At 66.0% G+C, this 16,915-nt stretch carries 21 protein-coding genes and 1 pseudogene; 12 read left to right on the forward strand and 10 right to left on the reverse strand.

The window, feature by feature from the left end:
• Nucleotides 1-675: 675 nt before the first annotated feature.
• Entirely contained in the window at nucleotides 676-1,278 is a 603-nt protein-coding gene (locus tag ACWEO2_RS40150) for a dihydrofolate reductase family protein (protein WP_452410163.1), read from the forward strand.
• Between the two features lie 87 nt (nucleotides 1,279-1,365).
• On the opposite strand, the gene ACWEO2_RS40155 is transcribed toward ACWEO2_RS40150, so the two are convergent.
• Together ACWEO2_RS40155 and ACWEO2_RS40160 are read right to left on the reverse strand one after the other, a co-directional pair.
• Complete coding sequence (locus ACWEO2_RS40155) at nucleotides 1,366-1,776, reverse strand: hypothetical protein (protein ID WP_354955599.1); 411 nt, start codon at nucleotides 1,774-1,776, stop codon at nucleotides 1,366-1,368.
• Nucleotides 1,777-1,995: 219 nt separating this feature from the next.
• Nucleotides 1,996-3,516 carry an MFS transporter gene (locus tag ACWEO2_RS40160; RefSeq protein WP_452410164.1) on the reverse strand — a complete coding sequence of 507 codons (1,521 nt, stop codon included), beginning with the start codon at nucleotides 3,514-3,516 and terminating at the stop codon, nucleotides 1,996-1,998.
• Between the two features lie 75 nt (nucleotides 3,517-3,591).
• Between ACWEO2_RS40160 and ACWEO2_RS40165 the strand changes: the two genes are divergently transcribed.
• Nucleotides 3,592-4,515, forward strand: coding sequence for a LysR family transcriptional regulator (locus tag ACWEO2_RS40165; protein ID WP_452410165.1), 924 nt, complete (start codon nucleotides 3,592-3,594; stop codon nucleotides 4,513-4,515).
• A 1-nt stretch (nucleotide 4,516) separates the two neighbouring features.
• Here the strand turns inward: ACWEO2_RS40165 and ACWEO2_RS40170 are convergent, their stop codons facing one another.
• Entirely contained in the window at nucleotides 4,517-6,067 is a 1,551-nt protein-coding gene (locus ACWEO2_RS40170; protein ID WP_452410166.1) for an FAD-dependent monooxygenase, read from the reverse strand.
• A 292-nt stretch (nucleotides 6,068-6,359) separates the two neighbouring features.
• On the opposite strand from ACWEO2_RS40170, the gene ACWEO2_RS40175 reads away from it, so the two are divergent.
• Nucleotides 6,360-6,617: a hypothetical protein gene (locus ACWEO2_RS40175; RefSeq protein ID WP_452410167.1), complete on the forward strand. Its 258-nt coding sequence runs from the start codon at nucleotides 6,360-6,362 to the stop codon at nucleotides 6,615-6,617.
• A 60-nt stretch (nucleotides 6,618-6,677) separates the two neighbouring features.
• Here the strand turns inward: ACWEO2_RS40175 and ACWEO2_RS40180 are convergent, their stop codons facing one another.
• From ACWEO2_RS40180 to ACWEO2_RS40190, 3 genes are read right to left on the reverse strand one after another with little or no spacing between them, the layout of a single operon-like run.
• Nucleotides 6,678-7,517 carry a class I SAM-dependent methyltransferase gene (locus tag ACWEO2_RS40180; protein ID WP_452410195.1) on the reverse strand — a complete coding sequence of 280 codons (840 nt, stop codon included), beginning with the start codon at nucleotides 7,515-7,517 and terminating at the stop codon, nucleotides 6,678-6,680.
• Nucleotides 7,518-7,536: 19 nt separating this feature from the next.
• The gene (locus ACWEO2_RS40185) at nucleotides 7,537-7,881 is read right to left on the reverse strand and encodes a VOC family protein (protein ID WP_452410168.1); all 345 of its coding nucleotides are present in this window, start codon (nucleotides 7,879-7,881) and stop codon (nucleotides 7,537-7,539) included.
• Between the two features lie 20 nt (nucleotides 7,882-7,901).
• Nucleotides 7,902-8,060, reverse strand: coding sequence for a ribbon-helix-helix protein, CopG family (locus tag ACWEO2_RS40190; RefSeq protein WP_062985155.1), 159 nt, complete (start codon nucleotides 8,058-8,060; stop codon nucleotides 7,902-7,904).
• A 264-nt stretch (nucleotides 8,061-8,324) separates the two neighbouring features.
• Between ACWEO2_RS40190 and ACWEO2_RS40195 the strand changes: the two genes are divergently transcribed.
• The 3 genes from ACWEO2_RS40195 to ACWEO2_RS40205 are packed head-to-tail and all read left to right on the forward strand — an operon-like array spanning nucleotide 8,325 to nucleotide 10,047.
• The gene (locus ACWEO2_RS40195; RefSeq protein WP_452410169.1) at nucleotides 8,325-8,969 is read left to right on the forward strand and encodes a TetR/AcrR family transcriptional regulator; all 645 of its coding nucleotides are present in this window, start codon (nucleotides 8,325-8,327) and stop codon (nucleotides 8,967-8,969) included.
• A 14-nt stretch (nucleotides 8,970-8,983) separates the two neighbouring features.
• Nucleotides 8,984-9,517 (forward strand): VOC family protein, encoded by a 534-nt coding sequence (locus ACWEO2_RS40200; protein WP_452410170.1) that lies wholly within the window; start codon nucleotides 8,984-8,986, stop codon nucleotides 9,515-9,517.
• A gap of 29 nt (nucleotides 9,518-9,546) precedes the next feature.
• Complete coding sequence (locus ACWEO2_RS40205; RefSeq protein WP_452410171.1) at nucleotides 9,547-10,047, forward strand: carboxymuconolactone decarboxylase family protein; 501 nt, start codon at nucleotides 9,547-9,549, stop codon at nucleotides 10,045-10,047.
• A 53-nt stretch (nucleotides 10,048-10,100) separates the two neighbouring features.
• Here the strand turns inward: ACWEO2_RS40205 and ACWEO2_RS40210 are convergent.
• Nucleotides 10,101-10,378 (reverse strand): annotated as a pseudogene (locus tag ACWEO2_RS40210) (MBL fold metallo-hydrolase); the annotation flags it as partial.
• A gap of 293 nt (nucleotides 10,379-10,671) precedes the next feature.
• Between ACWEO2_RS40210 and ACWEO2_RS40215 the strand changes: the two are divergent.
• A complete protein-coding gene (locus ACWEO2_RS40215) occupies nucleotides 10,672-11,262 on the forward strand; it encodes a hypothetical protein (protein WP_452410172.1) in 591 nt (196 codons plus the stop codon).
• A gap of 9 nt (nucleotides 11,263-11,271) precedes the next feature.
• Here the strand turns inward: ACWEO2_RS40215 and ACWEO2_RS40220 are convergent, their stop codons facing one another.
• The 3 genes from ACWEO2_RS40220 to ACWEO2_RS40230 all read right to left on the reverse strand — a co-directional run bounded on the left by ACWEO2_RS40220 (nucleotide 11,272) and on the right by ACWEO2_RS40230 (nucleotide 12,723).
• Nucleotides 11,272-11,622 carry an LppP/LprE family lipoprotein gene (locus ACWEO2_RS40220; protein ID WP_452410173.1) on the reverse strand — a complete coding sequence of 117 codons (351 nt, stop codon included), beginning with the start codon at nucleotides 11,620-11,622 and terminating at the stop codon, nucleotides 11,272-11,274.
• 163 nt (nucleotides 11,623-11,785) lie between these two features.
• Nucleotides 11,786-12,202, reverse strand: a complete 417-nt coding sequence (locus ACWEO2_RS40225; RefSeq protein WP_354955617.1) for an aggregation-promoting factor C-terminal-like domain-containing protein — start codon at nucleotides 12,200-12,202, stop codon at nucleotides 11,786-11,788.
• A gap of 125 nt (nucleotides 12,203-12,327) precedes the next feature.
• Nucleotides 12,328-12,723 carry a hypothetical protein gene (locus ACWEO2_RS40230; RefSeq protein ID WP_452410174.1) on the reverse strand — a complete coding sequence of 132 codons (396 nt, stop codon included), beginning with the start codon at nucleotides 12,721-12,723 and terminating at the stop codon, nucleotides 12,328-12,330.
• A gap of 46 nt (nucleotides 12,724-12,769) precedes the next feature.
• Between ACWEO2_RS40230 and ACWEO2_RS40235 the strand changes: the two genes are divergently transcribed.
• From ACWEO2_RS40235 to ACWEO2_RS40255, 5 genes are all read left to right on the forward strand, one after another.
• Nucleotides 12,770-13,075, forward strand: a complete 306-nt coding sequence (locus tag ACWEO2_RS40235; protein ID WP_452410175.1) for a hypothetical protein — start codon at nucleotides 12,770-12,772, stop codon at nucleotides 13,073-13,075.
• A gap of 91 nt (nucleotides 13,076-13,166) precedes the next feature.
• A complete protein-coding gene (locus ACWEO2_RS40240; protein ID WP_452410176.1) occupies nucleotides 13,167-13,373 on the forward strand; it encodes a hypothetical protein in 207 nt (68 codons plus the stop codon).
• A gap of 49 nt (nucleotides 13,374-13,422) precedes the next feature.
• Entirely contained in the window at nucleotides 13,423-14,442 is a 1,020-nt protein-coding gene (locus ACWEO2_RS40245; RefSeq protein WP_452410177.1) for an ArsR/SmtB family transcription factor, read from the forward strand.
• Between the two features lie 29 nt (nucleotides 14,443-14,471).
• Nucleotides 14,472-15,107, forward strand: a complete 636-nt coding sequence (locus ACWEO2_RS40250) for a SanA/YdcF family protein (RefSeq protein WP_452410178.1) — start codon at nucleotides 14,472-14,474, stop codon at nucleotides 15,105-15,107.
• Between the two features lie 915 nt (nucleotides 15,108-16,022).
• On the forward strand, nucleotides 16,023-16,895 hold the full coding sequence (locus ACWEO2_RS40255) for a glycosyltransferase family 2 protein (RefSeq protein WP_452410179.1): 873 nt from the start codon (nucleotides 16,023-16,025) through the stop codon (nucleotides 16,893-16,895).
• Nucleotides 16,896-16,915 lie beyond the last annotated feature (20 nt).

The raw sequence follows: 16,915 nt of genomic DNA on the forward strand, positions 1-16,915 counted from the left end.
ATGACACCGAACAACTTTGGCGCGCGGTTCGTGCTCGGGGCGAGTGCGGCGCGAATTGTCGGCTGTGAGTGCGAGATTCGGCGGGGTCGTGATCGCCGCAGGACAGGCTTCGGCTGTGGTCCCGGACGTCGCACATCTTCGGGCCGCGAGCCCGGTGCCGTCGAATCGGTAAGTCCACCAAAGGTACTCGCGAACATCTAGAATCGAGGCGTGGACTTTCTGTTGACGAGCATCGGGATAATCGGCGTGCTCGTGCTCGGCGGTGCGGCGTGGATGGCGTTCCTCGTCCTGCAACGCCGCAAGTAGGACTATCGCCACCACGTCGACCTCGACCCTAGCGCCATGGTGAGCATGGTCACTGGAAGCGAAGTGCTGCTTCTGCACCTGCGCCGTGTGGTCCCAGTGGCTGGCGGGGGATTCGCCGGGGTTCAGCTTCTGCACCATCGACCTCCATGTCAGTGACGCCGGATCCCGGATTGCCGGAGCACCATCCGGTCGAGAACACCTTCAGATGCGCCCTGCACCGCCGCCATGCGGATCAGGCCGTGCGGTCGAGATCGCTGTCGCAGGCACGGCGGCACAGCAGCGGGCATGTAGGCCCTCCGCACTACCGATGAATTTCGGGTTCCACGGCCGTCACCTACTTCGAACCATCCGTACAACCAGGAGTGCGCCATGAGCAAGGTGATCACAGGAGCCAGCATGTCGGTCGACGGCTATATCGCCGGACCCGAGGAGAGCGGCTTCGAGCATTTGTTCGCTTGGTACAGCGCTGGCGATCACGAATTCCCCAGCACGCACCCGGAGATCCCGTTCCGGCTCACCGAGGTCGACTATCAGCACCTGCGCGAGCACGTCGACAGTCTGGGAGTCTTCGTCGTCGGCAGGCGACTGTTCGACCTCATCGATGGCTGGGGCGGTATCCACCCGCTCGATCGGCCGATAGTCGTTGTCACGCATACCATTCCGCGCGAATGGATCGACGAGCACCCCGGCGCTCCGTTCACCTTCGTCACCGATGGCGTCGAATCGGCGCTCGAGCAAGCATCGAAGGTGGCCCGCGGCAAGGCCATCGCCGTCAACGCCGGAACGATCGCCCGCCAATGCCTGGAGGCGGGGCTGCTCGACGAGATCCACATCGATCTGATCCCGGTCGTGCTCGGCGGCGGGACCCCGTTCTTCGACCACGTCGGTGCCGGTCCACACCTGCTCGACGATCCGACCGTCGTGCAGGGCGAGCGCGTCACCCACCTGCGCTACCGGGTCCGCAATAGCTAGCGCAAAACCCTTGTGCACCAGCGGCGGTCGCATCGACCTGCCCAGTGGCTGTCGAACCGGCCGCCGACGGGCCGCCGGGTGGCGGCCCTACCCGAGCGTGACCTTCTTGGCCTGCCCGGAGACGACAGTGTCGTCGCGATCGACCAGCGCGACCCGCACTTGCACCGTCTGCCCCGCCGACAATGGCGCATCCCGACCGGCGGCTCCGGCGAGGATGATCACGGCGGAATGCTGGGCTCCGTCGCATGTGACGGCATTCTGTGCGCCGGTGGCCGAGGGACTGTCTGCGTTGGGATCGCCCACCATTGCCTTGATGGCGGTCACTCCTGCCGATGCATCGCAGCTGTAGTCGACCCCGATATTGGCCGGACCGACGCCGCTGACGTCGATGTTGTTGGCGGCCAGAGCGGGAGCAGCGGTCGATATTCCGGCCAGCCCCAGCACGCCGAAGACGGTCGCGATAAGGGCAGGACGTCGGTAGTTCCGGAAAGTCATCATGGATCTTCGTCCTCCTGCGTAGGTGGAAGTAGATCGCGGAACACACTCAGAAGACGGCGCGGCGCTCACCGCACCGCACCGCACTCCATGGTCCCTCACCACCGTCCACGGCACAGAACTTCTCGAAGATCTATCCGACATCGGCTGTGACCAGCCGGTGCGAGCGCTCGAAGATCACCAACACCGCGCGTCGGCAGTCCAGATTCATGTGATGGCTGATTACCCTGCCGCCGAGCGTGCCTGTCCACGTCGGGACAGCAGCGACTGCAATACGACGAGCGCGCCGAGGACGAGTACGGTCACGCCGATCGCCCGCAGTCCGAAGTCCGTGCCCGAGACGAATGCGGTGATCACATCGTTGGCGCGGTCGGGTGTGGTGGCCGCGAGTGCCCGGGCCACGGTGTGCGGATCGTGGTCGGTGCGGATGTCCAGCGGCAGTGCGGCGACGAACCGGGCGGTGAGCACCGTGCCGACGACGGCGACGCCGAGGGCGCTGCCGAATTCGCGGGTGGTGGCCTGCAACCCGGCTCCGACCCCGGCCTGGTCTGCTGGGAGCGAGCTTGCGATGGCTCCCGAGAGTGTCGGAAGTGCAAGCAGTACACCGACTCCCGTCACGAGGAGCCAGGCGGCGTAGGCGAGGTAGGGTGTCTGTGCGCCGCTCGTGGAGAGTCCGAGCAGTCCACCGCCGACGAAGACGAATGCGATAGCGATGGTGGCGTCGAGGCCGATGCGCTGTGACAGCCGTCCGACATACCGTGCGCCGAGGATCATCGGGACGGTCAGCGGGATGATTCCGAGACCGGTCTGCAGCACGCCGAATCCCTTGCCGTACTGCAGGAACGACGCGTTGACGTAGAACAGCGCGAACATGCCGAAGAAGACCGCCGTCATGCCGAGGCAGGCGCTGCGCAGCGCGGGAAGGCGGAACAATCGGGGATCGAGCAGCGGGTGTTCGACCCTCAGTTCGACGATCGTCCACACGACGAAAAGGACAGCGGCACAGATGAATCCGGTGATGACGATCGCGCTGCCCCAGCCCGCCTCCGGACCCTGCACGATGCCGAGCAGTAGCGCGACCGACGCACCGACGAACAATGCCGCGCCGAGCGGGTCGAGGCGGCGGTCGTGGTGCGGTGAGATCGGCGCGACCCGGCCCACGAGCGCGAGGAGAATCAGCGAGATCGGCACGGCGGCGGCGAACAGCCAACGCCATGATCCGCCCGACAGGATCGCCCCGCCGCCGACATTGCCGACGACTCCGCCGATACCTGTCATCGATGCCCAGACGGCGATCGTCGCGCTCTTGCGTTCGACGGGGACCGCATGCAGCAGGACGGCGAGCGTATTGGGCAATACGGCGGCGGCGCCGACACCCGTGATCGCACGGCCGGTGAGCAGCAGTGCCACATTCGGTGCCGTCGCCGACAGCAGCGCGCCGACCGCGAACAGCCCGAGGCCGACGAGCAGGATCCCCTTGCGCCCGAAGCGATCTCCCGCGGCCCCGCCGGGAATCACCAGACAGGCGAAGACGATCACATAGGTGTCGACGATCCAGACCAGCGCCGATGCGGAGGGGTGCAGTGTGCTGGCGGCCAGCATCGGGACGGCGAGGTTGATGGCGGCGACCATCCCGACGACGAGCACGACGCAGGCACACATGGCCGCGAGCAGGCCGCGCTGCGTGCCGGGACGGGCCGACGGGTCTCGCGAGGTCGGAGCGTTCAAGAGGTTGTATGACATGACTGCGACGCTATGGACAAGGGCGGTCTCCGCGCCACGCAACTTCGGCAATAGATCCTTGCGTACGATGCAACTATGCCCGAGCAGCTCGATCTGAATCTGCTGCGCGTATTCGACGCGCTGCTCCAGGACGGCAGCGTCACGGCCGCCGCCGAGCGCCTGCATCTGTCCATCCCGGCGACCAGCCGGGCACTGGGCCGGTTGCGGCGGGCGATGGGTGACCCGATTCTGGTGCGTGCCGGTCGCGGGCTGGCCCCGACACCATTCGCGCTGCGCACCGCGCCGCGGGTGCGGTCACTGCTGGACGAGTTGTCGGCACTGATCAGCGCCGACCGCGAGATCACGGTCGCGGAACTGAAGCGCACCTTCACGATTCGCATCAATGACGGTGTGGCCGCGACCCTGGCGGCCGCGGCGGTCGAAGCCACGGCCGCGCTTGCCCCCGGCGTGACACTGCGCTTCGTCACCGAGGGCAGTGAAAGCAACGATGCCCTTCGTGACGGCTCGGTCGATCTGGATATCGGCACAGGCGAAGCGGCGCCCGACATCCGGACGGCCGTGCTGTATCGCGAACGAATAGTCGGGATCGTCCGCGCCGACAGCCCGCTCGGTCGGCACCGCCGCCCGACGCTGGCGCAACTGTGCCAGCATCCCCACGTCTCGGCCTCCCGCCGTGGCCGCGCTCGCGGACCACTCGACGACGCACTCGATGCCGCGGGCCTGCAACGCCGCGTCGCCGCCGTCGTCCCCACCTTCGCCGTCGCCGCGCTGCTGGTCGCGTCGAGTCAGTACGTCGGGCTCGTCCCGCAGCGCCTCGCCGAACAATACGGCCGGGCCCTCGGCCTGCGCTGGTTTCCCATCGCCGCGGCCCTGCCGGCAGTCGAAGTGCGGCTGGCCTGGCATGCACGGCTCGACGCCGACCCGGCACAGCGCTGGCTGCGCGACACGATTCGTGATGCGCTCGGCTCGCCCGGCGATCCGGTGGGCCGCCAGGGGTGACTCAGCGCGTGATCGCGGTGAGAGTCCGGGGGAGGGCAGTGTCGCCGGGTGGTGGGTCCGACCAGCGGGCGCCGATGTGGCCGTCGGGCCGAATGAGCAGTGCTCCATGTGGACCGATGTCGAAGCGATCGGCGTGTTCGCTGGTGAGGGGCTCAATGTGGAGCGGCCACGGTGGCGTGGCCTGTTGCTTCCAGTGGCCTGGGTCCGGGGTGAGCAGGGTGAACCATTCGCCGATGGCGTCGAGTGTGGAGCGGTCGGGTGTGAGCCACTGGTGTGGCATACGGCGGCCCGGCTCCGTGGTGGGCACATAATCCGTGCCGGTGTCGGATGATTCGGGTGGGTTGTTGTCCCCGGTGTGGACGGCGTCCGAGCGGTAGGTGACCCCGAGCACCAGACCGAGCTGGGCGAAGTACCGCTCCGACCAGGGCAGCTCGATCTGTTCCTGCGCTGCCGCACCGTTTTGCAACTGTTCGCGGCGCCGATTTTGGGCTTGGGACAGGAGCTGGGTATTGGCCACCGCTTGGCGGAGCGTCTCGTCGGCAACCGGTTGTCGTTCCGTCTCATAGGTTTCCAACAGTTTCGGTCCGGCCCATCCGTGCAGCACACCGGCCAGTTTCCAGCAGAGGTTGTGCACATCGGCGATGCCCGTATTCATACCGAGGCCACCGACGATGGGCACCGCGTGCGCGGCATCACCGGTCAGCAGGATCCGTCCGTGGCGGAAGTGTTCAGCGACGAATGCGTTGGCCACCCAGTGCTGTACCCGCAACACGTCGACTCTTCCGTCGAGGTCGGGGCCGAGGGCGCGCGAGACGAGGTCGCGCCAGTCGACGCGCGCGGCGTTTTCGGGGGTGGGCCCCACCCAGGCCCACCCGCCCTCGGGGTAGAGCGGGAGGAACGATCCGTGCGCGGTGACGTAGACCCCCGCGGGCTGGTTGGCGCACCAGCGGTGCAGGTCGGCATCGAATACGACGGTGGTGACGTCCCCGATCGCGCCAGGGCCCGCGGTGTCGATTCCGAGCCCCTGCCGGACGGTGGAGTTCGCGCCGTCGGCCGCGAGCACATACCGGGCACGGACATGCGTCTCGGCACCGCTGTGCTGGTCGACGAGTAGGGCCGTCACGCCGTCGGTGTCTTCGGCGAGGTCGATGAGTTCCACCTCGAACCGCATCGGTGCCCCCGGCGCGGCGAGCAGGGTGGGTTCCAGCCGATCCTGTGAGGTGACCACACCGATCACCGGGCTTTCGGGTATCGGCGCATTGATCCCGACCATTGCCGCGGTGGCGAAATCGCGGTCCCGCAGGGTGTCGCGGAAGCGGATGCGGCCGTACTCGGGCGCAAATGCGCGGGCCGCGATCGGGGCGGCGAGCCCGACCTGGCGAAAGATCTCCATCGAGCGCACATTGACCAGCCGGGAACGGGGAAAGGGTGATAGCTCGCGGCGCTTCTCGACCAGCATTGCCCGCACACCCCAGCGCTCCAATAGCGCCCGGGCGGTGAGCCCGACCGGTCCGCCGCCGACGATCAATACCTCCACATTCGCTGCGGGCATATCGACTCCTCCTGCTCACCTGAGAGCTGTCGGGGCAAACTCGATCGGGAAGGCGCGGTCGGATCCTCGGTCCCGGCTATTGACCGTGACTCTGCGAGATCGCCGTCCCGAGGAAGTTTCAGCGGCACTTCACCGGTTCCACATCGATCATGACCGAAACCCGGATCCGGCGCTCACAGCTGGCGCAAATGTTGCTCACATTCCGGACAGAGGTTGGAGCGCAACGATTCTCGCGTCGGCACGAGATATCGGCCGACGGTTTCGGATCGAGATGCACCCTCAGGAGGAATGTATGGGAGTTAAGTCGAAGCTGGTGACCGCTGCCGCGGCGGGTGTCGTGGTATTCGGCGCGCTCGGCGTCGGCGCTGGTATCGCGAGCGCCGACCAGCCTCAGGGACCGGACTCCGGACAGCAGTGTCCGCCGCCGCCCGGTGACCACCCGGGCCCGCCTCCCGGTGATCGCCAGGGTCCGCCGCCCGGTGACCACCAAGGTCCGCCGCCGGGTGATCAGCAGGGCCCGCCGCCCGGGTGCCAGCCGCCCGCACAGTGATCTGAGACCGCGGCCCTATGTCCGGCAAGGACATAGGGCCTTTTCTTGCGCTGAATTCGACTACGTCTTCGCCACCAGGATCTGCTCGGCGCTCGGGGGTCGCAGCCCATCCGTGCGCCCGGCGAAATAGAGCTGGGTCATGGCCGACGTCGAAATATGTTGCGCCGATGGGAAACCCGCGTCTTCGGCCAGTCCGATCAGCTCGTCGGGGCGGAACATACTGAGGAACGGGACTCCGCTTGCGCGCGCCGCATTCTCGACCGCCTGACGGATCGGGCGCTCCTCGTCGTCGAGCAGTTCCAAGGGCAACTGGAATGTCGTCACGAAGGTCGAACCGGGGGCGAGCGTCGCGAGATGACGCAGCGTCTGGATATTCGCCTCCCGGGTGAGGTACATGGAGACGCCCGTCGAGACCACCACCGCGCGCCGCTGTGGATCGAAGCCTGCGGAAATGAGCCGGTCCCACCAGGATTCGGTTTCGAAATCGACCGGCACCAGACGCAGCCATGCCGGAATTCCGAAACCGAGTTCGAGTAGCCGCTGGCGCTTCCACGCCTGTGGTCCGGCTTGATCGACCTCGAATACCGTGAGGCGGGCCGCGATTTCGGGTCGGCGCTGGGCGAAGGTGTCGAGACCGGCCCCGAGGATGACGTACTGGTCGACACCCTGGGCGGCCTGTTCGATCACCAGATCTTCGACGAAGCGGGCGCGCGCCGTGACGCAGGCGCGGGAGAGCGCGGTCCGCTCGGGATCCATATCCGCTCGGTCGCGCCACCCCGGGGCCGGGTCGACCAGCCGAAGACCGACCTCGTCTTCGAGGACATGCGGCGATTGATCGAGTTCGATGTGCAGAGCGCGCCACAGTGCGACCCGCTCCGCGGTGCTCTCGGGACCAATGATCTGCTGCACATGTACTCCTTCAGCCGAGCTTTCCGACCTGCAGATTCCAGATCCGTCCGTCGGGGTCGCGGACCGTCATTTCCTTTGTCCCGTAATGGGTTTCCTCGAACGGTGTGACCACCTCCACATCGCTGCCGGGCCGGAACGCATCGGGTTCGGTCACCGTCAGCACGAGTTGGGTCGACGGCGTTTCGCTCGCCGGAATCTCGGCGATGAAGACATAGGGTCCGTCGCCATTGCGGAACAGGCCGGAGTTGTGGTCGGTGGTGAATTCGGGTTCGAAGCCGAGCGCCATGAAGAATCGTGCCGTCTTGCCCCAGTTGTGGGTTTCGACGAAGACGCTCTGAATGCCTTCTGTCGCCATATGGAATCTCCTTGTTGCGATCACGGTTGCTGGTCGTGGGTGTCGTCGAGGTAGCCGCGCAGTGCCTCGGCGACCAAGGCCGACAGTGACATGCCGGACTCGATCGCACGGAACTTCACCTGCTTGATCAGTCCGACCGGCAGGTACACGTTGAACTGCTTCACATCCTCGTCGCCCACCACTCGAGACTAGCATGCTAGCAAGCTAGTGTCACGGTGGTCGGGCAAGCCTTGACCTGGCCGACTCCGGCAAGTAACTTGCTAGTCAACAAGGAAGTTTCTAGGAGGGTCGTCGATGGACGAATCCGGGTACCGCCCCGACCTTTACCCACCAGCGCACCGCGACGGTACGAAGGGGAGCGCATGAACGATGCCTGAGCCGCGCCGCCATCGCCCGCTCCACCTTGCGAGATACCGTCATGACGGCACACGGGAGGAATGGTCATGAGTCGAGCTGACGCCACATCGCGTCGGTCCCAGGAGGAACGCCGCACCGAGGCCGAGCGGCGGCTGCTGGAATCGGCCGCCGAACTGGTCGGCGAGATCGGCCCCTCGAAGGTGACGCTGGCCGCGATCGGTGATCGCGCGGGCTACAGCCGCGGATTGGTCACCCATCACTTCGGCTCCAAGGGCGCGATGATGGCGCGGCTCGTCGGCGTCGTCGGCGAACGGTTTCAGGATGACCTCACCATTTCGACCGCATCCACGTCGCCGATGGACCAGATGATCGGTTTCGTACGCACCTACTTCGACATCGTGTCCGATATTCCGCCGATGAATCGAGCCCGGCTGGTGCTGTGGGCCGATGCAGTGGCCACACCATCGGAGCTGCGTCCGGCCATCGTCGTCGCCGATCGCGAATTCCGCGGCGAACTCGCCGAGCGCATCGCACAGGGGCAGGCCGCAGGGGAGTTCTCCCGCGATATCGATGCGCAAGGGCTCGCCACCACCGCCGTCGGCATGCTGCGCGGCATCGCATTGCAAAAACTGCTCGACCCGGAGGTCGATCTCGACGCCTGCCGCCGCGAAGTCGAACAACTATTTCTTACTCGCCTCCGCCCTGCGGAGCACGAGGTGCCACCCGAATAGAAAGAACCCGTGTAATGAGTCGAATCTTCGGTCAGATCGCCCAGATCGGTTACGTCGTCCGCGATATCCGCGCCGCGATGGACCACTTCATCGAAAATGGCGTCGGCCCTTGGTTTTACGTCCACAAGGTGGAGACCGACTACTTCACCTACCGCGGCGTCGACTCACCGCTGGAGATGAGCGTGGCCTTGGCCAACTCCGGTGACGTGCAGCTCGAATTGATCCAGCAGCGCAACGACGCTCCATCGCTCTACCGGGATTTCCTCGACTCCGGTCGCGAGGGCGCGCAGCACATCGCCTACTGGACCACGGATTTCCAGACCCTCTACGACAGGGCGCTGTCGCTGGGCTACGTGGTCGGGCAGGAAGGTTCCATCGGCGGCGAGCAAGGTCGCTTCGCCTATCTCGACACCGAGCACACCCAGGGCACGATCATCGAGATCTCCGATATCAGCGGGCCCAAGGGGGAAGTCTTCAAATACATCCGGGAAGTCGCGGCCACCTGGGACGGCACCGATCCCATCCGTGGCGATATCAGCGAGCTCTGACCCCGCCCTACGACTTCCGAGGAACCGCAATGGAATATCCCGATCCCGCCACCCTGCCCGCCGAACTGCGCGAGGCGCTGACCAGCCACACTGCGAATATCTATCGGATGGTGGCGCATTCGCACGGCATGGGTCTCAGCTTCCTGGACATGGCCGCTGCGATGCTGCAAACCAATTCGGTGCCGTTCCCATTGCGGGAGTTGGCGATTCTGCGCGTAGGACATGTCTACGAATCGCCCTACGAGCTGCACCATCACGAAAGGTTCGCGCGTGCGGTCGGTCTCAATGAGAATGCCATCGCCGCCGCGGCCACCGGTGTCAGGGCGGGTTTGTCCACCGAGGAGGCGTCGATTCTGCGGTGGACCGATCACCTGCTGGCCGAGCACACCCTCGGCGAGGCCGAACGCAAGCAAGCCCTGGAACTCTTCAGTGTGACGCAGCTGGCCGATTTCGTGCTCACCGTCGGCTTCTACCAGCTCGTGTGCAATTTTCTCAATACCTTCGATGTCACCACCGAAGGCGAAGCCTGAGCCGCCAACCGAAAATGTCGGGGCCCGTGTCGATTTCGACCCGGGCCTCTTGCCTATGCGATCGCCGTGGCGAGTTCGAACATGCTCGGATCGTGCGAGCAGACCATCAGGAGATCGGGTCGGTCGCGGTGGTAGAGCTCGGTGGGGCGCGCATGATTCTCGCGCACCACCTTCGGTCGAATGCGGCGGTAGTTTTCACTGCCCGCAGGACGAATGGGACGTGGGATCGGCCGTCGACCGTGCCGCGGTGATAGAAGGCGTCACCGCACCGATGTCCGGCATCGACGGCGACCGCGGCGTGGCCGCGGGTGTGGCCGGGCAGCGCGATGAGCGCCGCTCAACAGAGGCAGGACGCGGCTGCAGGTCAGTAGGGTCTACCAGCTCCTAACACTTACTTGTTGTATAACAAGTTATATGCCCAGTCAAAGGCTTCATGGCTGGAGTAACCGGTTCTACTGAGGTGTTGCGCCTGCTATCGAACCCAAGAGGGCGCCACGCCGCATTCGATATGCGGTCGCACAGCTTTGTGGTCTTGAACACGGTCGTGCTGCCGCGGTGGTGCAACACTCCACATCGGCGGCGGGTCATTCGGTGGATCGGGGGGTGGCGCGATAACTTGATCGGGTGATCGAGAGTTCTTTATCCGCGACGGCTGGGGCTTGGCGGGTAGGTGACGGCGACCCGGTGTCATTGCGGGAGGCCACGGTGGCGTGGGCGATTGCCGCGCACGCCGAGCTGGCCGAGATTGCCACCGGGTACGGACATTTCATTACGGTCGGGGAGTTGGCCGAGCGGGTGCAGGACGTGTCGGGGGTGCAGACCGGGGCGCCGACGCGGACCTGGATGGCGGCCATTCTGCGCAAGGTCGCGCGGCGCTGCCACAATGCGGGCGAGCCGCCGCTGACCTCATTGTGCGTGCAGGACAACCACACGGTCGGCGACACCTACAAGTACGTGCTCGAACTCGCGGGGCTACCGATCCCGAACGACCTCGAGTTGCATGCGTCCTACGCCCGGTGGCAGTGCTACGAGCACTACGGGGCCACCATGCCCGCCGATCTGGCCGTCCCGCCGCTCATTCCCAAGGTGGCGGGACGCCGTCAGTCGGCGGGCGCGACCGTGCAGGAGGCCAAGCCGCAGCCGACCCGCGCGGCGGTATGCGCGCAATGCTTCATCCAACTCCCCGCCAGCGGGACCTGCCAGTACTGCGTGTGACGAGCCGCCTCAGTTGTCCAGCGGGAACTGTCCGTTCGCTTGGACCGTGGTGCCGTTCAGGCTGAACGTCACCACGCTGGGGCCACCCTGTGGGCAGCACAGCGCATCGTCGGGCTTGGCCCATCGGTACTGGACCGAGACGGTGTCCTTGGTCTTGCCTAGAATTTCGGTGTAGCCGTACGGCTTTGACGTGGCGGTGCCGAGGTAGGTGCCGTTGGTGAAGAACAGAATGTGGCTTCCGGGATGAATTCCCTGCCATTCCACCTGCATCCACGACAGCACATCCGAGCATCCCGCCTGAATCGGATCACCGCTTCCGCCCTGTACGACCCAGCCGCTACCGGCCGGTGGCGGCGCCAATTGACCTGATACCCATGGCTTCCCCTCGAGCTGATCGCAAACGCGAACTTCCCTGTGCCGCAACCGATTTGTGCACAGACAGAACATCGGACGAATCGCGATCGGTGTTACCGGGGTAGCGGGAGAAACGTGCCCCGAACTATCGGGGTACTCGACGAGCGACTCAGTACCAGTGGTGCGCTTGCCAAAAGGCCCAGGCGCGTTCGGGGCTGCCGTAGCGCTGGATCATGTAGTCGTAGGTCCAGCGGATCTGGGTGAGCGGGTTGAAGCGCCAGTCCATGCCGTGGGTGGCCATCTTTTCCGGCGGCAGGGCCTGTCCGATGCCATAGGCGCCGGAGACCGGGTTGGTGGCGAAGGGGTCCCAACCGCTTTCGCGGGTGACGATCTTGTCGAACGAATCGAACTGGTGGGCGGGGACAACCGTCAATGCCAGAACCTTGGTGCTCGCGCGGACCAGTGAGAACGCGAACCCGGCCGATGAACCGGAGATTTCATCGTTGTCGGTGGTGGCCGCCGCGGGAGCAACGCAGATGAACGACATGCAGACAGTGGCGAGAACGGCGCTGATGATGCGTGACATCGACGATCTACTCCCTCCACGTTCGGGACAGATGCGATAGTCAGCAAAGCACTAGTTACCGTGGCAGTGTCGCAGCCGCTCCGGCGTGTCCGGGAATGTGGCGGGTACCGCTGCTGCGGATTTCGTCAATGACGCACGCTCAACCAATCGTCCATGAGCGCGAAATATCTGCAGTAGAAGGGGTGTGACCCGATTTCATCGGGTGCGGTGAAGGTGATGGTCTGACCGGGACCGATCTCGTTGTCGAAAAGTCCGGGCCTTCTGCTGGTGATGCTGTGTTTCAGCGCATCGTGGTTGATCACCGTGATGACCGCGCCCGGCGTGATCGGAGGTGTGGCGCTGTAGGTCTGCTTGTCGATCGTGATGGTGACCGCGGATATCGGGGCCGGGCCGGGTGGCGTCGGCGCCGCCTGCTCCTCCTCGGACGTGCCGCACCCCGCCGCCCAGGCAACGACGAGCATGCCGACCGCGACCGCCACCCGGTGCCGCCACCGCACGGGGATGGTTCGAGCGCTGTTCATACGGACCGGCTTCCCAAAATTCGAGCCGCCATGCCTCTGCGAGCGCGTGCGCAAATCACTCGGTAATCACCAGTTCCTGCGCGTGATGCAGGAGGCCGGGACCATCCGGCGCGAGGTCGACGTGCGTGTCATCGCCTTCAGCATCGACGCCGTCACCCCCGCCCTGCGGCTGACCTTCCCGCACGATCGAGACGCCGACCGGCCCTCCTCGGACGACGTGCTCGAAACGCCCGCGGACCTGCTCGACCTCGGCCTCACCCCACCCGGTGGCGCGGATCTCGCGGCAGGCAAGGCGGTGCTGCTCGACGGTCTGAAGCAGGCGCGGGCGGCCTTCGCCGATCACGATCACTGATTCGACGGTGTTTAGGCCACGGCCGAAACATGGTGAGGATCCGGGCTGCTGATTTCTAGGCTCCTGAACAGTGACGATTCAGGAGTCTGAGATGTTGAAGGATGTTGCGGTGCGGCCGGGCGATGGGTTCGCGGTGGCGGTCGGTCGACTGGCCGATAGCGCGATGGTGGTTGGGCGGAAGCGGTTGTGGCCGATGCGGTTGCGCTGGGCGGTGACGTTCTCGCTGCCGTCGGCCGCCGATCAGCAATTGGTGCGGTTGGATCCGGTACTCGCCGTGATGGTGCGAGGTCCGCGGTGATCGCGGGTACCGTGGTGCGATACCTGGGCACGGCGATGCGGGGCAGCGTATGAAGCGGATCTACTGCACACCTGAGGATCTGACGCGCATCAGGATCGGGCCCCCGCTCGGCGCGATTGGGGAAACCGTGCTGGCCACCAGGGTGGTGCAACGCACCGACGCGCGGCTGTACGACGGGTGGCGCAGTCAGGTGCGGCGTGCGATGCCGGAGGACTTCGGTATGCTCGCCGATCTGTTCCCCGGCGTCGATCCCTTCGTCGACCTGATCACGCCGACCCGCGGCACGCGGTCGATTTCGGCCGGAATCGAGGCGCTGCATCTGGCCTCGCGCGAGGAACTCCGCAGGGAGGTGGAGCATACCGATCGCAACCGCGCGCGGAGCGAGCGTCCGCTACCTACGTGGACGCGCGGCCTGTCCGACCGCGATAGTACGGCGCGGCGCGATGTAGCCGCTGCGGTCCAGGCGTTTCATTCGGCGGCGTTCGCCGGTCGCTGGGCGCATCTGCAGTCCTACCTCGAGGTGGCCGCCGAACGGATGGCCCGCACCCTTGCCACCGAGGGCGTGGAACGGCTCTTCGCCGCGCTCGCACCGCTCGCGCGGTGGCGTGCGCCGGTGTTGGAGGTGCTGGCCATGACCGGCTGCCACGACGAACACCTCGATGGCCGTGGATTGATCATTGTTCCGTCGCTGTTCGCCTGGCCGGGGCCGCTGTTGCTGAAATCCACCATCGACAAGGATTCGCCGATGACGCTGGTGTTTCCGGTGCTGCGCGAATTCGCCGATTTCGCCTCGGCATGGGGTCCGCGGGCGACCAATGAGGCATTGTCCGCGCTGCTCGGCCGGACGCGGGCCGCCGCGCTGCAGGTGATCGCCGAAGGCTGCTCGACCACCGAACTCGCACGCCGACTTGGTGTTTCACCCGCGACGGCCAGTGAACACGCAACGATCCTGCGGGAGGCCGGGCTGATCGAGAGCTGGCGGCACCGCAATGCGATGCGGCATCAGGCGACGACGCTCGGCATCGCGCTGCTCGACGGCGACCTCGACAGTGGTGTGCGCATCGCCTGAGGCCGCGCCAGTATGGTCGGGCACGTGCAGTGCATAACCGACCGGAAGAGTTCGGCGTGGTAGGGCAGGGTGAGCTGGCGCGGGTGCGGTGGGCAGGAGTCGGGCTGGTCGCCGGCGCGGCATTGGTCGTCGCCGGGGCCAACACCCGGTTGTGGCTGGTGTCGTCCGGACATCGATCCGGACCCGCGTCCGCGCCGAAAGTCCCGGTCGTGATCGTGCCGGGGGCCAAGGTGGGGCCGGATGGAGCGCCGATGGCGTATCTGCGTGGGCGACTCGATGTGGCGATCGAATTGCTGCGGGCCGCAAAGGTGCACCAGATCCTGGTGTCCGGTGATGCCGCGGGCACGTCGGGAGACGAAATCGCCGCAATGACAAAGTATCTCGTCGACCATGGCGTCGATCCGGCGGTGGTGCGCTCCGACGGCGAAGGATTGTCGACCCGCGCGACCTGCGAGCGAGCCAAGAGCGTATTCGGTATCGACCGCGCGATCATCGTTACCCAATATCAGCATCTGCCACGCGCGGTCGCCCTGTGTCGCGCGGCGGGCATCGACGCCGACGGCGTCATTGCCCACTGCGACTGCAGGCGAAAAACCAAGGTGCGCAACAATATTCGCGAATGGCTCGCCGCGCCGAAGGCGGTCGCCGCATTGATCGGGCGCTGACCACACTGCTGCGTGGTCTCCGGCCATGGCTGGGCGCAGTCGGCGATGGAGACGGCGGTGGTGCGTTACTAAGGGATATCGCACTGTTTTCGGGAGTTCGGAATCAACGCGGATCCGGCAGTGCGGGATCCATCGGATCGATCGGTCCGCCGGGATTCGGGATCGGTGGCGGTCGGTTCGGATCCGGGTGTGGTGCCGGGTCGGGAATCGGCGGCGTCGGTGTCGGAACTGGTTCCGGTGGTGCAGGCTGCGGATCGTTGCCGGGCCTTGGTGGTACGGCTGCCGATCGGGGCCGTGCATGGGTGCTGTAGGGCCCTCGCGGACCGGGCGTCTGTGGTGTGCGCTGTGGATCGGGATTGAGCGTTGGTGGTGACTGTTGTGGATTGGGGCTGGGCGTTGGTGGTGACTGCTGCGGATCGAGGCTGGGCGCTGGATCGTGCGGGGTGCGGATTGGTGCCGGGCTCCGGTGGTGTTGAGTCCGGATCGCGGTGGGTGCGGGCTCCGGAGTTGGGAAGGGATCGGTGCCGGGGGCAGGTTCCGGCTGAGGGAACGGCTCAGGGCCAGGGACCGGCTCCGGGCCGGGAACCGGCTCGGGGCCAGGACTCGGTGGGACCGGATCCGGGATCGGCATCGGCGGAACCGGGTCGGGGATCGGCGCCGGCGGGATCGGGCTCGGATTCGGTGGCACTGGACGCGTCATGTGTGTTCCTCCTCATCGCGGCGGTACCCATCCGGTCGCGGGCGAATCAGTTCAACGCCAGCTCCCCAGCCCATACCGCCCTGCCGACGGATGTCGGCTTTCGACGGCGGCGCGGAACTGTCGCACGGCATCGGTGAGGCATTGGGGTACCAACTGTTCGAAGCATCTCGGGATCGGCACCACAGTGCGGCTCGGGTCCTGCTAGGTTCGCGGGCATGCCCGCTCGCGATGAGAAGACTGTCGGTCTCGTCCTCGTCACCTACCAGAGCGGCGAGGACCTGCCGCCCTTCTTGAAATCGCTACCCGCGGCCGTCGAGCCGCTGACGCTCGAGGTGGTCGGCGTCGACAACACCTCGACCGATAACAGCGCCGATCTGGTCGACGAATTCGGCGGGACGGTGATCCGCAACCGCAAGAACGTCGGCCTGGCTGCCGCGATCAACCAGGGCGCGGCCGTGACGAATGCCGAATGGATCCTGGTCGCGAACCCTGATACCCACCTCGCACCGGGTTCGATAGCGGCACTTGTCGAGACCGCTCGGACCGACGCGACGATCGGCATGATCGGACCGCGGATAGCCCGGCTGGACGGAACGCCCTACCCGAGTGGCCGTCGGTTCCCGTCGCTCGCAGTGGGGATCGCACACGCCCTGCTCGGTGGTGTGTGGCCCGGCAATCCCGCGACCCGCGCTTATTTCGGCGATCCGGTGACCACGGTCAGCGATGTCGACTGGATCTCCGGCTGCTGCATGCTGTTCCGCCGCGAGGCCTTCGATGCGGTCGGCGGGTTCGACGTTCGGTACTTCCTGTACTTCGAGGAAACCAAGATGGCGCTGGATATGCACCGCGCCGGATGGCGGGTCGTACTGGATCCGGCCGTCGAGATCCGCCATCGCGAGGGCGGCAGCATGCGATCGGCGCCGTTCCGCAAGATCCGCAGCCACCATCGCAGCGCTTTGCGGTTCTACTGCGACTACCACCACGGCTCGCCGTGGCTGATGTTCGCACCGTTGGTCGCCGCGGGCCTGATGGTCCGGGGCACGCTGTCGGTACTGCGGACCGCGATCGCTCAGCGTCTACGGCGCTAGGCGAACGGCCGCCCGGATCG

It is taken from the genome of Nocardia sp. NPDC004278, from assembly GCF_053602975.1.

Coding starts and splice junctions, on each gene's coding strand:
- ACWEO2_RS40255 (WP_452410179.1), top strand. CDS start 16,023: ATGCCCGCTCGCGATGAGAAGACTGTCGGTCTCGTCCTCGTCACCTAC.
- ACWEO2_RS40160 (WP_452410164.1), bottom strand. CDS start 3,516: ATGTCATACAACCTCTTGAACGCTCCGACCTCGCGAGACCCGTCGGCC.
- ACWEO2_RS40230 (WP_452410174.1), bottom strand. CDS start 12,723: ATGAACAGCGCTCGAACCATCCCCGTGCGGTGGCGGCACCGGGTGGCG.
- ACWEO2_RS40240 (WP_452410176.1), top strand. CDS start 13,167: ATGTTGAAGGATGTTGCGGTGCGGCCGGGCGATGGGTTCGCGGTGGCG.
- ACWEO2_RS40225 (WP_354955617.1), bottom strand. CDS start 12,202: ATGTCACGCATCATCAGCGCCGTTCTCGCCACTGTCTGCATGTCGTTC.
- ACWEO2_RS40170 (WP_452410166.1), bottom strand. CDS start 6,067: ATGCCCGCAGCGAATGTGGAGGTATTGATCGTCGGCGGCGGACCGGTC.
- ACWEO2_RS40245 (WP_452410177.1), top strand. CDS start 13,423: ATGAAGCGGATCTACTGCACACCTGAGGATCTGACGCGCATCAGGATC.
- ACWEO2_RS40165 (WP_452410165.1), top strand. CDS start 3,592: ATGCCCGAGCAGCTCGATCTGAATCTGCTGCGCGTATTCGACGCGCTG.
- ACWEO2_RS40195 (WP_452410169.1), top strand. CDS start 8,325: ATGAGTCGAGCTGACGCCACATCGCGTCGGTCCCAGGAGGAACGCCGC.
- ACWEO2_RS40185 (WP_452410168.1), bottom strand. CDS start 7,881: ATGGCGACAGAAGGCATTCAGAGCGTCTTCGTCGAAACCCACAACTGG.
- ACWEO2_RS40200 (WP_452410170.1), top strand. CDS start 8,984: ATGAGTCGAATCTTCGGTCAGATCGCCCAGATCGGTTACGTCGTCCGC.
- ACWEO2_RS40150 (WP_452410163.1), top strand. CDS start 676: ATGAGCAAGGTGATCACAGGAGCCAGCATGTCGGTCGACGGCTATATC.
- ACWEO2_RS40155 (WP_354955599.1), bottom strand. CDS start 1,776: ATGATGACTTTCCGGAACTACCGACGTCCTGCCCTTATCGCGACCGTC.
- ACWEO2_RS40175 (WP_452410167.1), top strand. CDS start 6,360: ATGGGAGTTAAGTCGAAGCTGGTGACCGCTGCCGCGGCGGGTGTCGTG.
- ACWEO2_RS40205 (WP_452410171.1), top strand. CDS start 9,547: ATGGAATATCCCGATCCCGCCACCCTGCCCGCCGAACTGCGCGAGGCG.